Annotated in this window: 17 protein-coding genes and 1 pseudogene; 10 read left to right on the top strand and 8 right to left on the bottom strand. The window is 69.1% G+C overall.

All coding sequences use genetic code 11. From position 1 onward, the window contains the following. The 3 genes and pseudogenes from NB3_RS35955 to NB3_RS25960 all read right to left on the bottom strand — a co-directional run. A pseudogene (locus tag NB3_RS35955) lies at window positions 1-262 on the bottom strand (hypothetical protein); the annotation flags it as partial. 225 nt (window positions 263-487) lie between these two features. Further along, window positions 488-3,055 carry a DUF6049 family protein gene (locus NB3_RS25965; RefSeq protein WP_067808570.1) on the bottom strand — a complete coding sequence of 856 codons (2,568 nt, stop codon included), beginning with the start codon at window positions 3,053-3,055 and terminating at the stop codon, window positions 488-490. Beyond that, entirely contained in the window at window positions 3,052-3,588 is a 537-nt protein-coding gene (locus NB3_RS25960) for an NUDIX hydrolase (RefSeq protein WP_039803412.1), read from the bottom strand. Before NB3_RS25960 ends, NB3_RS25965 begins: the two co-directional genes overlap by 4 nt. A 722-nt stretch (window positions 3,589-4,310) precedes the next feature. Here NB3_RS25960 and NB3_RS25955 point away from each other — a divergent pair. Further along, the gene (locus NB3_RS25955) at window positions 4,311-5,771 is read left to right on the top strand and encodes a CCA tRNA nucleotidyltransferase (RefSeq protein WP_067808568.1); all 1,461 of its coding nucleotides are present in this window, start codon (window positions 4,311-4,313) and stop codon (window positions 5,769-5,771) included. A gap of 5 nt (window positions 5,772-5,776) precedes the next feature. Here the strand turns inward: NB3_RS25955 and NB3_RS25950 are convergent, their stop codons facing one another. Beyond that, on the bottom strand, window positions 5,777-6,592 hold the full coding sequence (locus tag NB3_RS25950) for a hypothetical protein (RefSeq protein ID WP_067808566.1): 816 nt from the start codon (window positions 6,590-6,592) through the stop codon (window positions 5,777-5,779). Between the two features lie 137 nt (window positions 6,593-6,729). Between NB3_RS25950 and NB3_RS25945 the strand changes: the two genes are divergently transcribed. Genes NB3_RS25945 through NB3_RS25935 form a run of 3 tightly spaced genes read left to right on the top strand, consistent with a single transcriptional unit; the run spans window position 6,730 to window position 9,057 of the window. Further along, on the top strand, window positions 6,730-7,485 hold the full coding sequence (locus NB3_RS25945) for a LamB/YcsF family protein (RefSeq protein ID WP_157112005.1): 756 nt from the start codon (window positions 6,730-6,732) through the stop codon (window positions 7,483-7,485). 10 nt (window positions 7,486-7,495) lie between these two features. After that, on the top strand, window positions 7,496-8,203 hold the full coding sequence (locus NB3_RS25940) for a 5-oxoprolinase subunit B family protein (RefSeq protein WP_067808564.1): 708 nt from the start codon (window positions 7,496-7,498) through the stop codon (window positions 8,201-8,203). Continuing rightward, window positions 8,200-9,057 carry a 5-oxoprolinase subunit C family protein gene (locus tag NB3_RS25935; protein ID WP_067808563.1) on the top strand — a complete coding sequence of 286 codons (858 nt, stop codon included), beginning with the start codon at window positions 8,200-8,202 and terminating at the stop codon, window positions 9,055-9,057. Before NB3_RS25940 ends, NB3_RS25935 begins: the two co-directional genes overlap by 4 nt. Here the strand turns inward: NB3_RS25935 and NB3_RS25930 are convergent. Continuing rightward, window positions 9,027-10,718 (bottom strand): glycoside hydrolase family 183 protein, encoded by a 1,692-nt coding sequence (locus NB3_RS25930; protein WP_067808561.1) that lies wholly within the window; start codon window positions 10,716-10,718, stop codon window positions 9,027-9,029. The two genes, NB3_RS25935 and NB3_RS25930, sit on opposite strands and share 31 nt — an antisense overlap. 241 nt (window positions 10,719-10,959) lie before the next feature. On the opposite strand from NB3_RS25930, the gene NB3_RS25925 reads away from it, so the two are divergent. Beyond that, window positions 10,960-11,433 carry a hypothetical protein gene (locus NB3_RS25925; protein WP_067808559.1) on the top strand — a complete coding sequence of 158 codons (474 nt, stop codon included), beginning with the start codon at window positions 10,960-10,962 and terminating at the stop codon, window positions 11,431-11,433. Here NB3_RS25925 and NB3_RS25920 read toward each other — a convergent pair. Continuing rightward, entirely contained in the window at window positions 11,426-12,775 is a 1,350-nt protein-coding gene (locus NB3_RS25920; protein WP_371855938.1) for an MFS transporter, read from the bottom strand. The genes NB3_RS25925 and NB3_RS25920 overlap by 8 nt on opposite strands. A 63-nt stretch (window positions 12,776-12,838) precedes the next feature. After that, on the bottom strand, window positions 12,839-13,303 hold the full coding sequence (locus tag NB3_RS25915) for an NUDIX hydrolase (protein WP_244892085.1): 465 nt from the start codon (window positions 13,301-13,303) through the stop codon (window positions 12,839-12,841). Window positions 13,304-13,538: 235 nt separating this feature from the next. Between NB3_RS25915 and NB3_RS25910 the strand changes: the two genes are divergently transcribed. After that, window positions 13,539-14,327 (top strand): pirin family protein, encoded by a 789-nt coding sequence (locus tag NB3_RS25910; protein WP_067808557.1) that lies wholly within the window; start codon window positions 13,539-13,541, stop codon window positions 14,325-14,327. 114 nt (window positions 14,328-14,441) lie between these two features. After that, window positions 14,442-14,945 (top strand): DUF4190 domain-containing protein, encoded by a 504-nt coding sequence (locus tag NB3_RS25905; protein ID WP_067808555.1) that lies wholly within the window; start codon window positions 14,442-14,444, stop codon window positions 14,943-14,945. Here NB3_RS25905 and NB3_RS25900 read toward each other — a convergent pair. After that, window positions 14,914-15,438, bottom strand: a complete 525-nt coding sequence (locus NB3_RS25900) for a hypothetical protein (RefSeq protein ID WP_067808554.1) — start codon at window positions 15,436-15,438, stop codon at window positions 14,914-14,916. The two genes, NB3_RS25905 and NB3_RS25900, sit on opposite strands and share 32 nt — an antisense overlap. A gap of 134 nt (window positions 15,439-15,572) precedes the next feature. Between NB3_RS25900 and NB3_RS25895 the strand changes: the two genes are divergently transcribed. The 3 genes from NB3_RS25895 (at window position 15,573) to NB3_RS25885 (ending at window position 18,993) form a co-directional block, all read left to right on the top strand. Continuing rightward, on the top strand, window positions 15,573-16,424 hold the full coding sequence (locus NB3_RS25895) for a Scr1 family TA system antitoxin-like transcriptional regulator (RefSeq protein ID WP_067808552.1): 852 nt from the start codon (window positions 15,573-15,575) through the stop codon (window positions 16,422-16,424). Between the two features lie 10 nt (window positions 16,425-16,434). Continuing rightward, complete coding sequence (locus NB3_RS25890) at window positions 16,435-16,809, top strand: DUF397 domain-containing protein (protein ID WP_067808551.1); 375 nt, start codon at window positions 16,435-16,437, stop codon at window positions 16,807-16,809. 165 nt (window positions 16,810-16,974) lie between these two features. Next, window positions 16,975-18,993, top strand: a complete 2,019-nt coding sequence (locus NB3_RS25885) for a M13 family metallopeptidase (protein ID WP_067808549.1) — start codon at window positions 16,975-16,977, stop codon at window positions 18,991-18,993. The last annotated feature ends 8 nt before the right edge of the window (window positions 18,994-19,001 follow it).

Below are 19,001 nucleotides of genomic sequence, written 5' to 3'. Positions count from 1 at the left end.
GCGGCCTCGGTTGCCCGGCGGGCGGTGGCGGCGGCGCCATGTGCTGACCGGGACGGGGCTGGGGCGGGGCCGGAGGACGACTGATCTGCGGCAGCCTCGGCGCCTGGCCGTCGTCGTACTGGCCGCCGTTCACACCCTGGGATTCGGCTTCGGCCGGAGCGGGGCCGCGTTCCCACGGCGCGGCAGGCGCTCGGCGAACCGGTGGTCCGTCGAGCCGGTCGCTTGGTCGAGGGCGATGAGCCGATATGTCATCGTCGCTCATCATGCCTCCTGTACCAGCCGGGATTCCGCACCCCCATCGGTGCGGTGAGCCGCGGCTCGCCGCAATGGTTCGCCGTGATCGGCGAACATTCTGTCAGTAATCCCGGTCCGGATCGCACCGGCTCGGCAACACCGTGATTGTCCTCCACCGTGCCACACGACCACGCGGTACCCCACATCGATGCAGGTAGCAGCGGGTTACGCGGTCCAGTCGCAGCGGGATAGGTCACCGCGTCTCCTGGAGCTGCTCCTGCTCTTTTTCCTGCGCCCGCAGCACGCGCATGCGCGCACGCCGGTAGCGGTTGACCCGGCGCCGCGTACTCGGATCGAAACCCTCGTCGGCCGGATCGGGCTGCCCGCGGAACCGGCGCCACAAACGGCGGCCGGCCAGCAGGAGCAGCAGGAGTGCGGCGCATCCGGTAATTATCGCCAAGGCCTTGCCGTAGGCGTTCGAACGCACCGACACCTGGGTGGGATTGCCGAGCGCGACGCCCTCCGGCGTGGTGAGCGAAATCGGGATGACCAGGTTCCTGCTGTCGCTGACCTCCGTCGGGATCTGGAAGGAGCGTGACCCGTTGGCCGGGAGCTGCTGCTCGCCGGGATCGGTGATCTTCGTCTCGGACGGCGCCTCGATCCGGAACCTGACCCGGATGGCCACCGGCAGATCGTTGCGCGCGACCAGCAACAGGGGGCTCTGCTCGGACGCGAGCGTGTACACCCCGCCCGGTGGCAGCACGGTCACCGAGCGATAGAGCTTGTCCATCGTCCTGGTGTTCTGGTCCAGCCGCCGCTGGGCGAACGTGTCCGGCGGGGCGGCATCGCCCGCGCGCCGATCCGACAGGCTCAGCACGCGCAACAGGTCGTCACGCAGCGGCGTCAGGAAGTCGTGCGGCGTCGGTTCGGCCTCGGGCACGTCGACCAAGGCGCGCATCATCTCGGTGATCCGGCGACTCTGCTCGCGCACCGGCGGCAGGAAGCGGTCCGGCACCGCGTCCTGCGCGGCCTGCGGCAGGTAGTCCAGCTGGTAGGGCTGCGGGTCCGGCGGCAGCGCCACCAGATCGTGGAACGGACGCGCGGTGGCGAGGTTGCCGCGCAGCATCTGGTCGACCTGCCGCAGCAGCGCGGTCGCCTCGTCCCGGTTCGCGCCCCACTGCTGGGGCGGGACGAGCAACAGCGACCGGGACCGGTGGGCCTCCGGGTGCAGCGCGCTCCACGAGATCGCGCCGAGCGCGTCCTGCAAGCGCGCCGCGCGCGAGTCGTTGGTCACGTCGTAGCGAACCCGGGACGGGGTGAACGGCGGCGTCGGCGGATTCGATCCCACCGCCGCGAGCGCGGTCGCGGACCAGATATCGAATGTCACCGCGTGCAGAGCGGGGTCGGCGGCGGGCGTTGGGGCACCCGCTGTCGGCGCCGGACTGCCCGCGACCGGCGGGGCCGGTGCCACTGGTTGGCTCGCGGTGATGTCGGGCAGCCGGACCACTTCCGGGATCGCCGCGTCCGCGGTGGACAGCGCCTCGTTCGCACCGGCGGTGGACCGGCCGCTTTCACCGCTCGACTGCACCCAGTCGACGCTGCCCTCCGGAACGGCCGCCGTCGAGGCGAGCACGGCGGTGCCGAAACCGTGACTGCGCAACAGGGCTCCCGCCCCTTGGTCGATGCTGCCGGAATCCGGCAAGCTCACCCCGCGCACCGATCGGGTGGACAGGATCGAATCGATGATCTCGGCGGGTTCGTTGAGCGCGCGCGCGGACAGTGCCGGATCGTTGACCAAGGCCAACGCCGTGAGATCGACTTGCGCGAACGGCAGCGCCACGGTGCACATCGACCCGGCCAGCGCGCGCAACCGGTCCAGCCAGGTCTGGGCCTGCTCGGCGCCTGCGCCCGCCCTGGTCGCGCCATCGGGATCGGACGGGCTGGCCAGCACGCGGTAGCCCCTGGTCATCGCGCGCACCGTGAGCAGGAGGTCGGGGTCGACGGCCAGGCACACGGCCGAGGCCAGCTCGGCGTTGCGGCCCGCGCTCGAGGTCAACGTCCCTTCCAGCGCGGCCAGCAACTGATCGAGACGCCCGCCCTTGCCGAGCGAGGCGGCCAATTCGTCGTCGGTGAGCTCCACCTTGCCGTCCACGCTGCCGGGACGACCACCCACCTGCCGCGGCCGGTCGGCCAGCGGCCACAGCAGCGTGGTCGCCACCGGAGCGTCGGTGGGCGCGGGCACCGGAGCTTCGTCGCCGGGAGCGGGTGGGACGCCGAGCACCGGCAGCAGGAATCTCGCGTCGTCGAGCCTGGCCTGCGTGCCGTAAGCCGGTTCGCCGTTGACGTTCAGCAGCAATGGGTAGATGCCCGGCTCTGTGATCCGCAGCGAAGGGGCGCCGGTCTCGGAACGCAGCGGGATGCTCAGCGTGAACTGTTTGCGCTGTCCCGGGTTCAGCCGCTCCGCGACGTCCTCGAACTCGCCGTTCACGTCATAGTTGACCTCGTCGAGGCGCAGGGTGGCCCGCAACCCGACCGGCGTGGTGATCGCCGCCGCCCGCTGGACCCGGATGCTCACGTCGTCCACCACACGGTCGCCGATATTGGTGACCGTGCCCGCGACCGTGAGCACCGAATCGCTGCCCGAGGTCACTGTGGTCGGCGTCACCGAATCGAGGGACAGCTTCAGGAATTTGGGATTCGTCGAGGTGCCGGACCCGGTCGGCTGCGCTCCGGCCGCCGCGGAATCGAGCAGTGGCAGCGTCGTCACCGGGCCGAGGATGGTCAGGACCGCCACGAAGATCCGGAACAGTCCACGCGTCATCGCTTGCCGGTCTCCATCCGGTCGATCAGCTTGTTCGCCATCTCCGCCAGCCGCCGCTCGTCGGCGTAGGCCAGCCGAGAATCCAGTTCACTCAACGGAACCCAGGCAACCTGAGTTACTTCCACGTCGGCGTCGGACAGTTCGCCACCGACCGAACGCAGCAGATAATGATGCACCGTTTTGTGTACCCGCCGACCATCGGTCACGAACCAGTAATCGATGCTGCCGAGTTCGGCGACCACGACACCGTTGATGCCGGTCTCCTCGGCGACCTCGCGGATCGCGGTCTGCTCGGCGGTCTCACCTTCTTCGATATGTCCCTTCGGCAGCGACCACAGTAACCGCCCGCGGCGATCGGTGCGTCCGATGAGAGCCGCGCTGCGTGCTTCCCGTGGACCGTCCAAGCCGTCGACGACCAGGCCACCCGCCGAAGTCTCCCGCACCGTACGCATCCGCGGCTTCGCGGCATTGGCGGCCGAACCGCGGCGCCGAGGCTGGCGGCGTCGACTGTTCGCACGATCGGCCGGAGACACCTGGCAATCCTACTGTGTTGGATTTGCCGCGACTTCGTCGCGGCGTGTTCGCGGCCCTCTTATGGCTCGCGTTTGCGCGACCGCCGCTTGCTCCTTCGTCGCGGACGCGGCGGCCGCGCAAACGCGAGCCGGGCCGCGAACGGCGGGTGCTCGGTCTCGCTTCGCTCGAAAGTCGTGGTGGAGGTGAGCTGAGCGCGTTCGATTGTCGGGTCTGGGTGTGCGGGGTGCGCGGTTCGGAGAGGGTGCGAGTTCGGTCGGGGCATTGATGCCCGCGTGACAGGTGCTCGGTCTCGCTTCGCCCGACAGTCGTGGCGTGAGCTGGGCTCGTTGGTAGCCGGACCACGGGGGTGCTGAGTGCGTGGTCCGGGAGGGGGCTCGTTAGGTCGGGACTTCGGTGGTCGGACGGCGGGTGCGCGGTTTCGCTGGAGTTGGCGGTCGAGGTGTGCCGGAGTCGCTGGAGTTCATGTTTCGCGGTGGCGGGCGCGTGCCGAGTCCGGCGGGCGTGCATCACACCGCGCTCCGTGGGGACGAGCGGCTGCTCTTCGTGTTGCGCCCGGCTCCGGATCGGGCGGCTCGAAGTAGCCGGTGGGTGGATTCGGCGGGAGGCCGCGGGGTGTGCGGACGCCGCTGGCTGGGCTCATGTCGGTGGCCTTATATATCTGGGCTGCTGCGTGGGGCTTGGCTGCCATCGCTGTTGGCGTGGCTCGGTAAGCTGCTCATTCGTGGTTGCGCCGAGGTCCCAGGACGCTGTGCTGGATAGACGTACCCGATTGCTGGCCGCCGCGGCGGTGACGCTCGGGGGGCTGTCGGATGTGCTGACGCCGCTGGGTGAGATGTTCGCGGCCAGGGGGCACGAGTTGTACCTGGTGGGCGGAAGCGTGCGGGACGCGGTGCTCGGCAGGCTGGGGACCGATCTGGATTTCACCACCGACGCGCGGCCCGACGCGGTACAGGACATCCTGCGCGGGTGGGCGGACCATCTGTGGGACACAGGAGGTCTGGCGTTCGGCACGGTCAGCGCGGCCAAGGACGGTCATCAACTGGAGATCACCACCTTCCGCGCCGACAGCTACGACCGGGTGTCCCGCAACCCGCAGGTGACCTTCGGTGACTCGCTCCAGGAAGACCTGGTCCGCCGTGACTTCACGGTGAACGCGATGGCCGTGAAGATCGGCGCGGACGGCGCGCTGGAGTTCGTCGATCCGCTCGACGGCATGACCGCCCTGCTCGATGGTGTGCTGGACACGCCTGCCGCCCCGGAGGATTCGTTCAACGACGATCCGTTGCGGATGCTGCGCGCCGCGCGGTTCGTCTCCCAGCTGGGATTCGAGCTGCATCCCCGCGTGCGCGCCGCGATCACCGCGATGGCCGATCAGATCGACCGCATCACCGCCGAGCGCGTGCGGGTCGAGCTGGACAAGCTGATCGGGGGCGCGCATCCGATCGATGGCATCAACGTGATGTGTGAGACCGGGCTAGCGCAGCGGGTGCTTCCCGAGGTGCCCGCCATGAAGCTCGAGATCGACGAGCACCACCAGCACAAGGACGTCTACTGGCATTCGCTCACCGTGCTCGAACAGGCCATCGACCAGGAGGAAGGCGACCCGGACCTGGTGCTGCGCTGGGCCGCGCTGCTGCACGACATCGGCAAGCCGGACACCAAGCGCAACGAGCCGGGCGGCGGCGTCAGCTTCCACCATCACGAGGTGGTCGGCGCGAAGATGGTGCGCAAACGGATGCGCGCGCTGAAGTACCCGAAGCAATTCACCGAGGACGTCGCCCGGCTGGTGTTCCTGCACCTGCGCTTCCACGGTTACGGCAAGGGCCAGTGGACCGACTCCGCGGTGCGCCGCTACGTCACCGACGCCGCCGAGCTGCTCCCCCGCCTGCACAAACTGGTCAGGGCCGACTGCACCACCCGCAACAAACGCAGAGCCGCCGCGCTGCGCGCCACCTACGACGAGCTGGAGGCGCGGATCGAGCGGTTGCGCGAGCAGGAGGATCTGGCCAAGGTCCGCCCGGACCTGGACGGCAACGCGATCATGGAACTGCTCGGCCTGTCCCCGGGCCCCGACGTCGGCCGGGCCTGGCGTCATCTGAAAGAACTGCGCTTGGACCACGGCCCGCTCAGCCGGGACGAAGCCGAGGCGGCGCTGCTCGAATGGTGGAAGACGCAGAGCTGATCAGGTCAGAAGACGATCAGGGTGGTGCCTGCCAGGATCGCCGAGCGCATCTGGGCGAGGTCGAAGGACCCGGAGATCTCCGGCAGCTCGACGCGGAAGCGGATCAGGTCGCCCTCGCGTGCGGCGCGCACGATCCGCGCGTTCTTCGGCAGGTGCTCGAGCGGTAGGCCGGGGACGTCGATGATCCGTCGCGGAATACGGAAACCGAGCCAGGTCACCCGGCGCACCACGATGTCCAGGCGGTTTTCCGTGACCGTCGCGTCCACCAGGGCGGTGACCAGCCGACGGCGGTGCCTGGCCCGGATCAGCCCGCTCGGGTGCACGTCCAGTTCCCAGTCCAACGGCTGGGTGTTGAGCCATCCGACCAGCGCCGCCGTGGTGACTGTGCCGATCAGGTCGAGCCGGGCGGTGCGCACTCTGGTCGGCACGCCCGGGATCAGGCGTACGCCGTGGGCGATCACCGTCACGGACTCGATCGGGTGATCGTCCCAGCGCAGCCGCGACAGCACGGTCTTGGTCTGGAAGTGCGCGCCGCGCCTGCGCACCTTCAATACCTGCAGGGTGGCGTGCATATCGTGACCGAGCAGGGTCGCGCTGACCTCCTGTCCGCCGAACCGGCTCAGGATGCCCTCGCTGAGCATGGTCATCAGCACGTCCGGCAGCAGCGCCGTGACGGTGCCCGCGCCGAGGTCGGCGACCGGATCCATCCAGGCCGTGCCGAGCGTGACCCACTGCTCCAGCCAGGACTGATCGAACAGGCGTTTTCCGAGATCGACGGCCCGCAGCGGCGACCAGGACTTCGGATCGAAATACGTGGCCATGATTGGATCGAGCGTACTTGGCGCGCGGCCCGCGACCCGCGCGTTGTGACCCAGGTCGCGCGAACCGGCGGTCCTTGCCCGCGGGAACGCTCGGGCACGAGAATCGAAACCGGTCACACACCGCTGGGAGGACGCACATGGCGCTGGACCTGAACAGTGATCTCGGCGAGGGCTTCGGCCCGTGGACGATGGGCGACGACGCCGCCATGCTCGACATCGTGACCAGCGCGAACATCGCCTGCGGATTCCACGCGGGCGACCCAGCGATCATGCGGAAGACCTGCGCGCTGGCGGTGGCGAAGGGCGTGCGCGTCGGCGCCCACGTCGGTTACCGCGATCTGGCCGGTTTCGGTCGGCGTGCGATCGCCGTCGCGCCCGGTGAGCTGCGCGACGAGGTGCTGTATCAGATCGGCGGCCTCGACGCTTTCGCGAAGGCGGCCGGTGACCGGGTGCGCTATGTGAAACCGCATGGGGCGCTCTATCACTCGTCCGCGCGCGATCGAGAACTTGCCGACGCGGTGCTGGCCGCGATGACGGAGTACGACCCGCGGCTGGCCCTGCTCGGCCCGGCCGGAACCCAGTTGGAGTCGGCGGCGGAGGCCGCCGGTGTGCGCTTCGTCGGAGAAGGGTTCGCCGACCGCGCGTACACCCCCGACGGCTCGCTCGCCCCGCGCGGGACGCCGGGGGCGGTGCTGGGGCCGCGGGAGGCGGTGACTCAAGCGATCTCGATCGCGAAGTCAGCGACCGCGCGCACCGCCGACGGCTCCGGCGAGGTCGCGGTGCGCGCCGCCAGTATCTGTGTGCACGGCGACTCGCCCGCGGCGGTGGAGATGGCTCGCCACATCCGCACCGCGCTGGACGAAGTCGGGGTGCCGGTGGAGCCCTTCGGCTAGCGGGCGCGAGATGAAGACCACGGGCGCGGTGACCCACGCGCAGCGGCGGGCGGCCGAGGAGGCGATCCGGCCTGCGGGTGATCGGGCGCTGCTGGTCACGCCGCATCGGCGCGAAACGGTGGCGGAATTGGTCATCGCGCTGCGCGATCGCCCGGTACCTGGCGTGCGGGATATGCTCCCGGCCGCGGAAACCGTACTGCTGACGCTGGATTCGCCGCGCGCCGCGGAAGCGGTCCGCCGGTCGCTGACCACGCTGCTGGTTGCCCTGGACGCCGAGCGATCGGACGCTGTTTCCCGTGGAACAATCTCCGACCAGGATCACCGCGCCGAACCGGTGTCGATCCCGGTGCGCTACGACGGAGCCGACCTCGACGAAGTGGCCAGGATGCTGGAGGTGACGACCGCGGAAGTGATCGCGGCGCACACCGGAACGGTGTGGCGGTGCGCTTTCGTCGGATTCGCGCCGGGCTTCGGCTACCTGGAAGCGCCGGACGGAAGGTTGTCCGTGCCGCGTCGAGCACAGGCGCGCACTTCGATTCCGGCGGGCGCGGTCGCCCTCGCCGGCGGATACAGCGCGGTGTACCCCAGGAGCACGCCCGGCGGATGGCAGCTGATCGGCACCACCGAGCTCAGGATGTGGGACGCCGAGCGCGACCCGCCCGCGCTGATCCGCGCGGGCGTCACGGTTCGATTCCTCGACGTGCGGGACCGCCCATGATCGTCGTCGAATCGGTCGGCCCACTGGCGACCATCCAGGATCTCGGGCGGCCGGGCTGGTTCGATTCCGGTGTCGGTCCCGCGGGAGCGGCGGACCGCGGGTCGCTGCGGCTGGCCAATCGACTGGTCGGCAACCCGGAGGGGCACGCGGCCGTCGAAGTGCTGCTCGGTGGTCTCGCACTGCACGCGGAAGAGCACGTCATGCTGGCGGTGACGGGCGCACCGGCCCCCGCCACCGTCGACGGCAGGCCGGTGGGCCACGCGAGTGTGCTGGAACTGGAACCGGGACAGGCGCTGCGGCTCGGCTACGCGTCCGTCGGACTGCGCAGCTATGTCGCGGTGCGCGGCGGCCTCGATGTGCCGGAGACGCTCGGTTCCCGCAGCCGCGACACGATGTCCGGCTTGGGGCCGGAACCTCTGCGGAAGGGTGATCGCCTCCCGATCGGGACTTCTCCGCACACGATCCCGGTCGTGGACTTCGCGCCGGTCGCCGCATTACCCGCGGGCGTGGTCACCGTGCGCGCCGTGCTCGGTCCGCGCGACGATTGGTTCGCCGACCCCGCGGCCTTGTTCGCGGGCGAATGGGAGATCTCCACCGACACCGACCGGATCGGCGCCCGATTGGAACGCCGCACCGGTCCCCCGCTGACCAGGAAGGTCACCCGCGAACTGCCGACCGAAGGCATGGCGCTCGGCTCGATCCAGGTGCCGCCGAGCGGGCAACCGGTGATCTTCCTGGCCGATCACCCGATCACGGGGGGCTATCCGGTGATCGCGGTGGTCATCGACGCCGACGTCGACGCCATCGCGCAGACGAGGCCCGGTCAGCCGGTGCGATTCGTGCGGGCGGGCTGACCCGGGCTCGGCTCGAGCCGGGCGTGCATGAGATACACGTTGTAGGTGTCCCACGCCGAGAGCGTGAAGTACAGGTCCTCGCCGGTCGACCACGGGTGGATGAAACCACCGTAGGACTTCGGGTAGTCGGCGGTGGACACCAGCGGTATCGCGTCCGTCCACGCACCCTGCGGGCTCGCCGCGGTGCGCAGCACGATCGCGCCCCGCGCCGAATCCAGATAGACCATCTGCCACTGCTCGGTCTCCCGGTCGTAGCGCACCGAGAGCTCACTGGCGATGCCGAGCACCAGTGGAGTCGCTTCGTTCTCGGCGGCGGGCGCCCAGGTGCCGCCGACCCAGTACTGATAGGCGGACTTGTTCAGCACTTGGTGCTTCGGCACGCGCGCCAGCGCGATCGTGCCGATGCGTCCGTTGGGCGTGCCGAACATGTAGACGTAGTCGCCCTGCGGCACCATCGCCGCGACCTGGAACTTGCCGAGCCCGAACAGGTTCTCCCACTTGGCGTGCTGGTCTTTCCGCCAGGTGCGCCCGCCGTCGTCGGAATAGGCGATGCCGCCGTAGTTGGTCCACCACAGACCCGGTATGCGGCTCCATCGGTTCACCGACATGTAGCTGAGGTACTGCCGGTGACCGATGGCGAACCCGGAGGTCGGGATGGTGGTGGTCTCCCAATTCTTGATCTTGCGGCTGCCCAGGATCTCCGCCGCGTGGCAGCGGCTGTCCTGCGCGAAGGTGTCCAGCGTCAGGCCGTCGGACAGCTCGCGGTCGGTGCTGAAACCGATGACGTTGCTGCGCCAGTCCTGGTCATCGTTGCCCGCGCCGCCGACACCCCAGCCCTTGCCGAAGGTGTCGCCGAACACCACGGCGACCTCGCCGGGCCGGGTCTCCCACATCAGGCCGAGATCGGTGCCGTCGACCTGCCAGCGCATGTCGGTGCGGTTCTGCGAGCCGTGCCCGGTCACCTGCCCGACCAGTTGTACCGACTCGACCGTCGGCGCGGCCACCGCGGCCGCGAGCGGGCCCGGCTCGGCCGGATGCACGACCCGCGGCGGCGCCGGCTGCGGCTGCTCACCGGGACCGCCGGGGACGGGGACCGGAATCGGCTCGGTCTCCGGCTTGAATTCGATGCGCGGCAGTTTGACCGGCGAGCCGGAGCCGGAGGAGGAGCCGGAGCCGTCGCTCGAACCGGAGCCGGATGCTGAGCCGGAACCGCTGCCCGAATCGGGTCCGGACGCGGAGCCGGAGGAACCGGTCTTCTCGTCGGCGCCGGTCTCGGGCGTCGGGCTCGGATCGGGATCGGGTCCGGGATGTTCGGGATAGTCCCTGATGTCGGGGCACGGGTTGTCGCACGGATTCTCCGGCAGCGGTTCCGGCACGATCCGCGTGTTGTCCTGTGGTGGGTCGGGCACCGGGACCGGAGTGAGTTCCGGGATCGGAACGGGGATGTCGATCTGCGGCGGCAGCGGTGGTGGCGGGGGCTGGGCGGGATCCGGCTCGCGGTTGAGCGGATCGAAACCGACCTCACCGCAGCTGTTGACCGGCGGCGGCGCCCACGGGAATGGTGCGGCCTGCGCGGCGGGCGCAGGCACGGCGAGGGCGCCTGCGAGCAAGGCGCCGAACAAGGCGGGTGCACAAGGCGATTTGCTTGCGAATGCGCGCATCAGGTCGGCCCTGCCGCGCTCGTCAGGCGATCGGATGCCCGGTGGCGGACCGAGATTCGGCGGGGCTCAGCAGTTCTCGTACCGCATCGAGGTGGTGCACCGGAGAACCCATGTCGTGTTGACTCCTGTCGGTCGGCTGCTGCCGAGCCAACTTACCGGAACAACCACCGCGAACGGGGGACGGCGAATCAAAAGCTCCCCGCGATGGAACCGGCGCGGCGCGGCGTGCGTCCAAGGACATATGAACGAGATCGAGTACGTGTTCGGTACCGGTGACGGACCCGTGCACGTCTGGACCAGCGAAGCCGACCGCACCCTCGGCGACGCGGGCACGGCCGACGCGGTAGGCCTGGATTTCGACGGTGACGGCCTCGCCGACGACGCGCTGTGGGACGCGGCCGGTTCCGGCCGCGCCGACATCGCCGCGCTGGATCTCGACGACGACGGCGTGCTCGACCATTTCTTCACCGATCCCACCGGCCTCGGCACGTGGAACCATCAGATCACCGGTCTGCCCGGTGACATGGCGAGCGAGCCGCTGGACTGGATCGTGCGCACGGACGCGGATGGACCGGATCGGCTCCTCGGCGAGGCACGATCATCGGGTTCGCCGCCGAAGTCCGATCTCTCGGAGGCGGGTGCGTTGCCCGAGCACCTCGCCCACTGGCTGAACCGCGACCGGCGCGACTGCGGCGACGACCCGGCGCTCAGCTGACCGCGCGGCGACGCCTGTTCACCGCGATGGCCACGATTCCCGCGGCGTAGATCGCGACTCCGGCCAGCACCACGATCGCCGATCGGCCGTCGTCCGGGACGATCAGGGCCGCGATCGCGATCGCCAGCACGAACGCGACGTTGAACACCGTGTCCTGTAGCGCGAACACTTGGCCGCGGCGGGCGTCATCGATGTCGATCTGCATGGTCGCGTCACCGGTGAGCTTGATCGTCTGCCCGGCCAGACCCAGCAGGAACGCACCGATCAGAAGGAGTTCGTGCGCACGCTGCGCCGCTGCGCCCGATTCGGCGAACGCGATCGGCGTGACCAGCGTCGATTGCACCAGCATCGCGGTGATCAGACCGGCGACCACGGTGCGCGCCCGTCCCAGCCGGGGAATGAGCAGCGGCGCGAGGACGGCGGCCACCAGCATGCCCGCGGCGGTGGCGGCGATCGTGACGCCGAATCCGACCAGGCCACCGCTGAGCCCGGAGCCGTCCACCGGGGTCTGGCGCAAGACCAGCACCATGATCAGGGTATTCATGCCGAAGACGATCCGATGCGTGCCGATACCGAGCATCGCCGTCGTGACCGCCCGCGATTCCCACACCGCCGTGGCCCCGGTACGCAGACCGGTGGCGATCGCGTGGACGGTGTTCTCGCCCTTCGCCGTGCCTGGGGCCGGGCCGAGCACGCCCGGCCGGAACCCAGCCGCCAGCGCCGCGCCGAGCAGCGACCCGATGCCGCTGATCGCCACCGCGACCGCTGAGGCGAAATCTCCCGCTCCGATCAGCCCGATGACGCCCACCGCGACGGCCGCGCCCGCACCCGCGCACGCGGAGGCGACCGTGGCGAGCACCGAGTTCATCGACACCAGCCACGCCTGGGTCACCACCCGCGGCAGCGCGGCCGAGACACCCGCCAGGACGAATCTGCTGACACCCACCACCGCCAAGGCCAGCAACAGCAGCGGCGTCTCGCCGACTCCGGCCAGCAGCCCTCCGCTGACCAGCGCGATCAGCAGCGCGCGCAGCACGTTGGCCACCAGCAGCACGGCGCGCCGGTCCCAGCGATCCAGCAGCGCGCCCGCGTACGGCCCGATCAGCGAATACGGCAGCATCAGCACCGCGAAGCCCGCCGCGATGGCCAGCGGATCGGTCTGTCGCTCGGGGTTGAACAGAATCGCCCCCGACAACGCCGCCTGGAACATCCCATCGCCGAATTGCCCGGCGAAGCGCACCACGGCCAGCCGCGACACGCCCGAACTCTGCCGAAGTGTTGCGCGCAGTCCACCCGGCCGTTGCTCCGCGGGAGTGTGGCCTTCGGCGTGACCAGTCGACACGTTGGCGAGCGTACTGCGTTCTCCGACTTGGCCGCACACGAGCGGGTCGGCGCCGATGGCGGGTCAGACGCGGTCGAACAGTGTGCTCACCGTCGCGCGCATGTCCGGCGCCATCGGCAGCTCGTCGAGCGAGTCCGCGTCGATCCAGGCGAACGCGTCGTGTTCGCCCGGCGCGAGGGCCACATCGCCCGGTTCCGCCGCCACGACGAAGCTGTATTTCCGCACTTTCGACTTGGTCCTGGTGGCGTAATCGAATCCGCCGAGGAAGTCGACGACCGCGCGCATCCGCAGCCCCGTTTCCTCGAGCAATTCCCGTTCGACGCACTCGGCGAATGTCTCCCCTGATTCGACGCCGCCGCCGGGCAGTTCGTACATACCGCCGTGATAGTCGTCGGCGACGCGGCGGACCACCAGGAGCCTGCCTTCGCGGAACACGGCGACACCGACCACGAAATGCGCGATGCCATCGCGGTGTGCTTCGCTGCGGAGTTGCTGTTCGATCAGGGCGAGGTCATCGGGGTCCAGCACGTCGCTACCTCCGGTTGTCGTTGTGACGCTTGGCAATCGGGGCCGGGACGCGATATCCGACGAGGTGGCCCGACGTTTCGACGTACCGGTTGGTTCTGCTCGCCTCCCGTTCACCTTCCGGTCGCTCGCGTAAAATGCCGAGTGCGGCACAATTTACTAGGAATGTGGAGTACCGCGGTGGAAGTGCTCCTACCCTGAATGGCGATCGGTGCACGGTCCCGAGAGGAGGACCTTGATGTCCACACTCACGACACCACACATCGATGTCCACCGTGGCGGCGACCGTATGAAGACGCGGGTCTCCTGGCTGGATTCGAAGCATTCGTTCTCCTTCGGGGAACATTACGACCCCGACAACACCCACCACGGCTTGCTGCTGGTCAACAACGAGGACATCGTCTCCCCCGGGCAGGGTTTCGACACCCACCCGCATCGGGACATGGAGATCGTCACCTGGGTGCTCGGTGGCAGCCTGGTGCATCAGGATTCGCTCGGCCACAGCGGTGTCATCTATCCCGGCCTGGCCCAGCGCATGAGCGCGGGCACCGGCATCCTGCATTCGGAGAAGAACGACTCGTGGCGTCTGGACGGCCGCATCGCCGAACACGAGCAGCCGGTGCATTTCGTGCAGATGTGGGTCGTGCCGGACGAGCCGGGCCTCACCCCGGGCTACCAGCAGCTCGAAATCGACGACGAGCTGGCGAAAGGTGGTCTGGTCACCGTCGCGTCGGGTCTGCCCCGCTACCGGGATCGCACCGCGATCGCCATCAACAGCAGCCATTCGGCGCTGCATGTGGCGCGCATGGCGAGCGCGGAGCCGGGCGCCGAGCAAGTGATCGACCTACCCGATGCGCCGTATCTGCATTTGTTCGTGGCGCGCGGGGAGGTGGACATGGAGGGCGTCGGCCCGCTGTATGAAGGAGACGCGGTGCGTTTGACCAGGTCGGGCGGCCAACGGGTGGTCGCGCGGCAGCCTTCGGAAGTGTTGGTTTGGGAGATGCACGCACGGCTCGGCGCCCAGTAGCCGGTCGGCATTAACATCCGTCCGCGGGAAGTGCGATCAGTAGGCGACCGCCGCGCACCCCCGGGCCACCTCGTCCGGACCGAGCATCGCGAGGCACCGACGGAGAGGAAGTCCATGTCGCAATATCCGCCCCCGCCGCCCGGCCAGTACCCGCCGCCGGGGCAATACCCACAACCACCGGGCGGCCAGTATCCCGGCCAGCCCGCCTACTGGCAGGAATCGCCGAAGGGCCGTGGCCTGGCGATCACGGCGCTGGTGCTCGGCATCCTGGCGTTGCTGTTCTTCTGGACGGTCATCGGCGGCTATGCCTGCGGCATCTTCGCGGTCATCCTCGGCATCGTCGCTGTGTTCAAAGCCCGTGCGGGCACCGCGGGCGGAATGGGCATGGCGATCACCGGGATCGTCCTCGGCGCGCTCGGCATCATCGGCGCCGTGCTGCTCACGGTGGTGGGTTACAGCTTCTTCGTCAATTCGGGTGGCAAGGACTTCGTCGACTGCGTGAACAAGGCGAACAACGATCAGTCCAAGATCGAGCAGTGCGAGCGCGAGTGGAATCAGAAGCTGCAGGACAAATACAGCGTCACCCTCACTCCGGCGCCCGCGCCGACGCCCCGGTAGCCGCGGCGCACGCCCGGGTCGTGGCGATCACCTCGGCGAATTCGCGGCGAAAGCCGCCGTCGGGCGCCACGGCCCAGGTTCGGTAGCCGCCGTGCTCGTCGGCGGGCGACGGCAGCACGATGTGGCTGCCCGGCAGGGCGATCGATGCGCAGATCCGGAACAGGTCCGCGAACAGGGCGGTGTCGAGGTAGGAGTTGTCGGTGGGGCCGGTGAGGAAGGTCCAGCGGTGGGCGCGCGGATGCGCGATGATCGGGCCCGGCCGCGGTTCGGGTCCGGCGGCCAACCGCTCGAGCACCCGGCGGCCGAACTCCGCGGGCATCACGACCGCTCCGACCGAGCCGACTTCCAGCATGATGCGACCCAGGATCGGGTCGACGAGCGCGTACAGCCCGTGATCGTCGCGATAGCGACGGCAGCGAGCGAACGCGTCCTCGATGGAAGGAAAATCCGTGGACGCGAGAGGCCTGCCCGATTCGATGCGCGATGTACCCATGACGAACAACCTCGCCTCGCAGTGGTGGGACGCGTGCTCGGAAGAATCGATCGCTGCCTCGACCCTAGTCCTGGGCAAGTCGCTTGACAATAGTCACCATGCCGCGCGCCGGAGTGGGCGTAGCATCCCGTCACATGGCACCCGTCTCGCCGACCGTTGCCCGCTGGGAGCTGGTGCTCCGGCTTCGTGAACTGCGGGAACAGCGCGGTTTCGACTCCGCGGGGTTCGCCGGGCGGGTTGGCTTCACCCCGGCCAACTGGTCGCACGTGGAGAAGGGCAGGCGCGTGCTCACCACCAAGACCATCGGCCCGGTGCTCGAACTGCTCGACGTGGACGCCGAGGAGCGCGTGGAACTGCTGGCCCTGCTGGAGGCCAGCAAGCAGCGTGGCTGGTGGGCGAAGTCGTCGGCGCTGATCGGACCCGAGCTGCAACGGCTGTACGGCATGGAATACGGCGCGCAGAGCATCCGCAGCTACGACAGCCTCGTGGTGCCGGGCCTGTTGCAGACCGAGGACTACGCTCGCGCGCTGATCAGCGCCGACGTGATGATCCGTCCGGTCCAGGTGGAACAGCTGGTCGCGATCCGGATGCGGCGCCAGCAGCGACTGCGCGGCGCGGACCCGGTGGAACTGACCGCGGTGTTCGGGGAGGGCACGCTGTTGCAGCAGACCGGAGGTCCGGACGTGCTGCGCGGGCAGTTGAACTATCTGGCCGAGTTGATCGAGGAACTGGACACCGTCGAGGTGCGGGTGATCCCGTTCGCGGCCACGGCGGGCGCGGTGCTCGGCGGATCGAGTTTCCACCTCATCGACTTCGCAGGCGAGCAGTTGCCGACGTTCGGCTGGGTGGAGAGCGCGGTGTTCGGCGGGGCGGTGGAAGACCCGGATCTGGTCCGCGATCTGCGCTTCGCCTACCTGCGCGCGGTGGAGCAGTCGCTCTCGCGAGTGGAGTCATTGGCCCTGATCAGACACTATTCGCGCGTGTAAAATCCTGCCCATGGCCAGCACCGTACGGCCGGCACGCACCGGCTGGTTCACATCGACCAGATCGAACAACGGCAACCAATGCGTCGAGGTCCGGTTCGAGGGTGACGCGGTGCTCATCCGGGACAGCAAATATCGCCGCGACCCGGCGAACCGCCCCGCCGAAGAGCCCGTCATCACCGTCACGGCAGCCGAATGGACCGCGTTCCTCGACGCGGTACGCACCCGCGGGCGATCGAACGGCGAACTGAGCGCGCACCCCGCCGTCGATGGCCACATCGCACTGCGCCACGGCGGAATCACCCTCGTCTATACCGCGGAGGAATGGGACGCCTTCCTGCTCGGGGCGCGCGACGGCGAATTCGATCGCGTCGTCTTGCCCGCTTGATCTCCCGCAGGACGCGCACCCGCCAACTCTCGGCCCGAGGCGGCTGAGCGGCCCCGCACGTCCTCGTCGCCTTTCTCGCGTCGACCAAGGCGACCGGGCTCGGAAAGACGGCTCGGGGGTCGTCGCCCACGGCCGACGGGCGCGCTTGTCGGCATACTGGACACCGTGACTTCCGAACTGACCCGTCCTTCCGGTATCGATCTGTCCTACCTCGACAAGGACGTGCGGGTGCAGGACGACTTGTTCGCGCACGTCAACGGCAAATGGCTGGCAGAGCATCAGATCCCCGCCGACCGTGCGGTGGACGGCGCCTTCCGCGCGCTGTACGACCAGGCGGAGCTGGATGTGCAGGCAATCATTCAGAATGCCGCGGCCGCCGACGCCGAACCCGGCAGCGAGGCCCGCAAGATCGGTGACCTGTACTCCAGCTTCATGGACACCGATGCGGTGGCCGCCGCCGGGCTCGCGCCGATCGCCGCCGAACTCGCGGCGATCGCCGAGGTCGGCGACAAGAGGGCTTTCGCGGCGCTGCTCGGCCGGTTGCAGCGCACCGGCGTCGGGGGCGCGGTCGGCGTCTACGTCGACACCGACGACAAGGACTCCAACCGCTATCTGGCGCATGCCACCCAGTCCGGCATCGGCCTGCCCGACGAGTCGTACTACCGGCAGGACGAGTTCGCCGAGATCCGGGCGAAGTACATCGCGCACATCGACCGCATGTTCGCGCTGGCCGCCGCCGACGCGCGGGTCGCGGGCCTGCTGCCGGACGAACTCGGCACCGTCGGCACACGCGTCTTCGAGCTGGAGCGGAAGCTGGCCGCCGGTCACTGGGACGTGGTGCGCAGGCGGGACGCCGAACTCAGGTACAACCTGACCACCTTCGACGCGCTGGCCGCCGACAACCCCGAGTTCGACTGGGTCGCGTGGACCGAAGCGCTGGCCGAAGGCGTGGACGCGTCGGGGCCCGAGCTGTTCGCCGAACTGGTGGTCAACCAGCCGGACTACCTGCGCACGTTCGCGCGGCTGTGGGCCGAAGAGCCGCTCGCGGACTGGCAGGCGTGGGCGGCTTGGCGAGTGCTGCGCTCGCGTGCGCCGTATCTGACCGACGCGGTGGTCGAGCAGAACTTCGACTTCTACGGACGCACGCTCACCGGCGCGCAGGAGAACCGGGAGCGCTGGAAGCGCGGTGTCACGTTGGTGCAAGACCTGCTCGGCGAGGCGGTCGGCAAACTCTATGTCGCCGAACACTTCCCGCCGGAGGCCAAGGCGCGGATGGTGGAGCTGGTGGCCAATCTGCGGGAGGCCTACCGCCGCAATATCGCCGAACTGGAGTGGATGGGCGAGGGCACCCGGATCGCGGCGCTGGCGAAGCTGGAGAAGTTCACTCCGAAGATCGGCTACCCGGACAAGTGGCGGGACTACTCGGGCCTCGTGATCGACCCGGCCGATCTGGTCGGCAACTACCGCAGGGGCTACGCGGCCGAGCACGATCGGGATCTGAAGAAGCTCGGCGGTCCGGTCGACCGCGACGAGTGGTTCATGACCCCGCAGACGGTGAACGCCTACTACAACCCGGGCATGAACGAGATCGTCTTCCCGGCCGCCATCCTGCAGCCGCCGTTCTTCGACATGAACGCCGACGACGCCGCCAACTACGGCGGCATCGGGGCGGTGATCGGTCACGAGATCGGGCACGGCTTCGACGACCAGGGCGCGAAGTACGACGGCGACGGCAACATGGTGGACTGGTGGACCGACGAGGACCGCGCCGAATTCGCCAAGCGGACGAAAGCTCTGATCGAGCAGTACGACGTGCTCTCCCCGAAAGAGTTGCCGGACGAGCACACGGTGAACGGCCAGTTCACCATCGGCGAGAACATCGGCGACCTGGGCGGTCTTTCCATCGCGCTGGAGGCGTACAAGATCTCGCTGGGCGGCGCCGCCGCGCCGGTGATCGACGGGCTCACCGGCCTGCAGCGGGTGTTCTACGGGTGGGCGCAGGTCTGGCGCACGAAAGCCCGCACGGAGGAGGCCGTTCGGCGCCTCGCCACCGACCCGCATTCGCCGCCGGAGTTCCGCTGCAACGCGGTCGTGCGCAACATCGACAGCTTCCACGAGGCGTTCGGCGTCGAACCCGGCGACGCGCTGTACCTGGAACCCGCGGAGCGCGTGAAGATCTGGTAACTCCCCGC

Source organism: Nocardia beijingensis NBRC 16342, assembly GCF_001612785.1.
In the GTDB taxonomy this organism is placed as follows: domain Bacteria; phylum Actinomycetota; class Actinomycetes; order Mycobacteriales; family Mycobacteriaceae; genus Nocardia; species Nocardia beijingensis.
The sequence above is the reverse complement of the archived record's forward strand: the minus strand, read 5'-3'. Positions and strand labels throughout refer to the sequence as shown.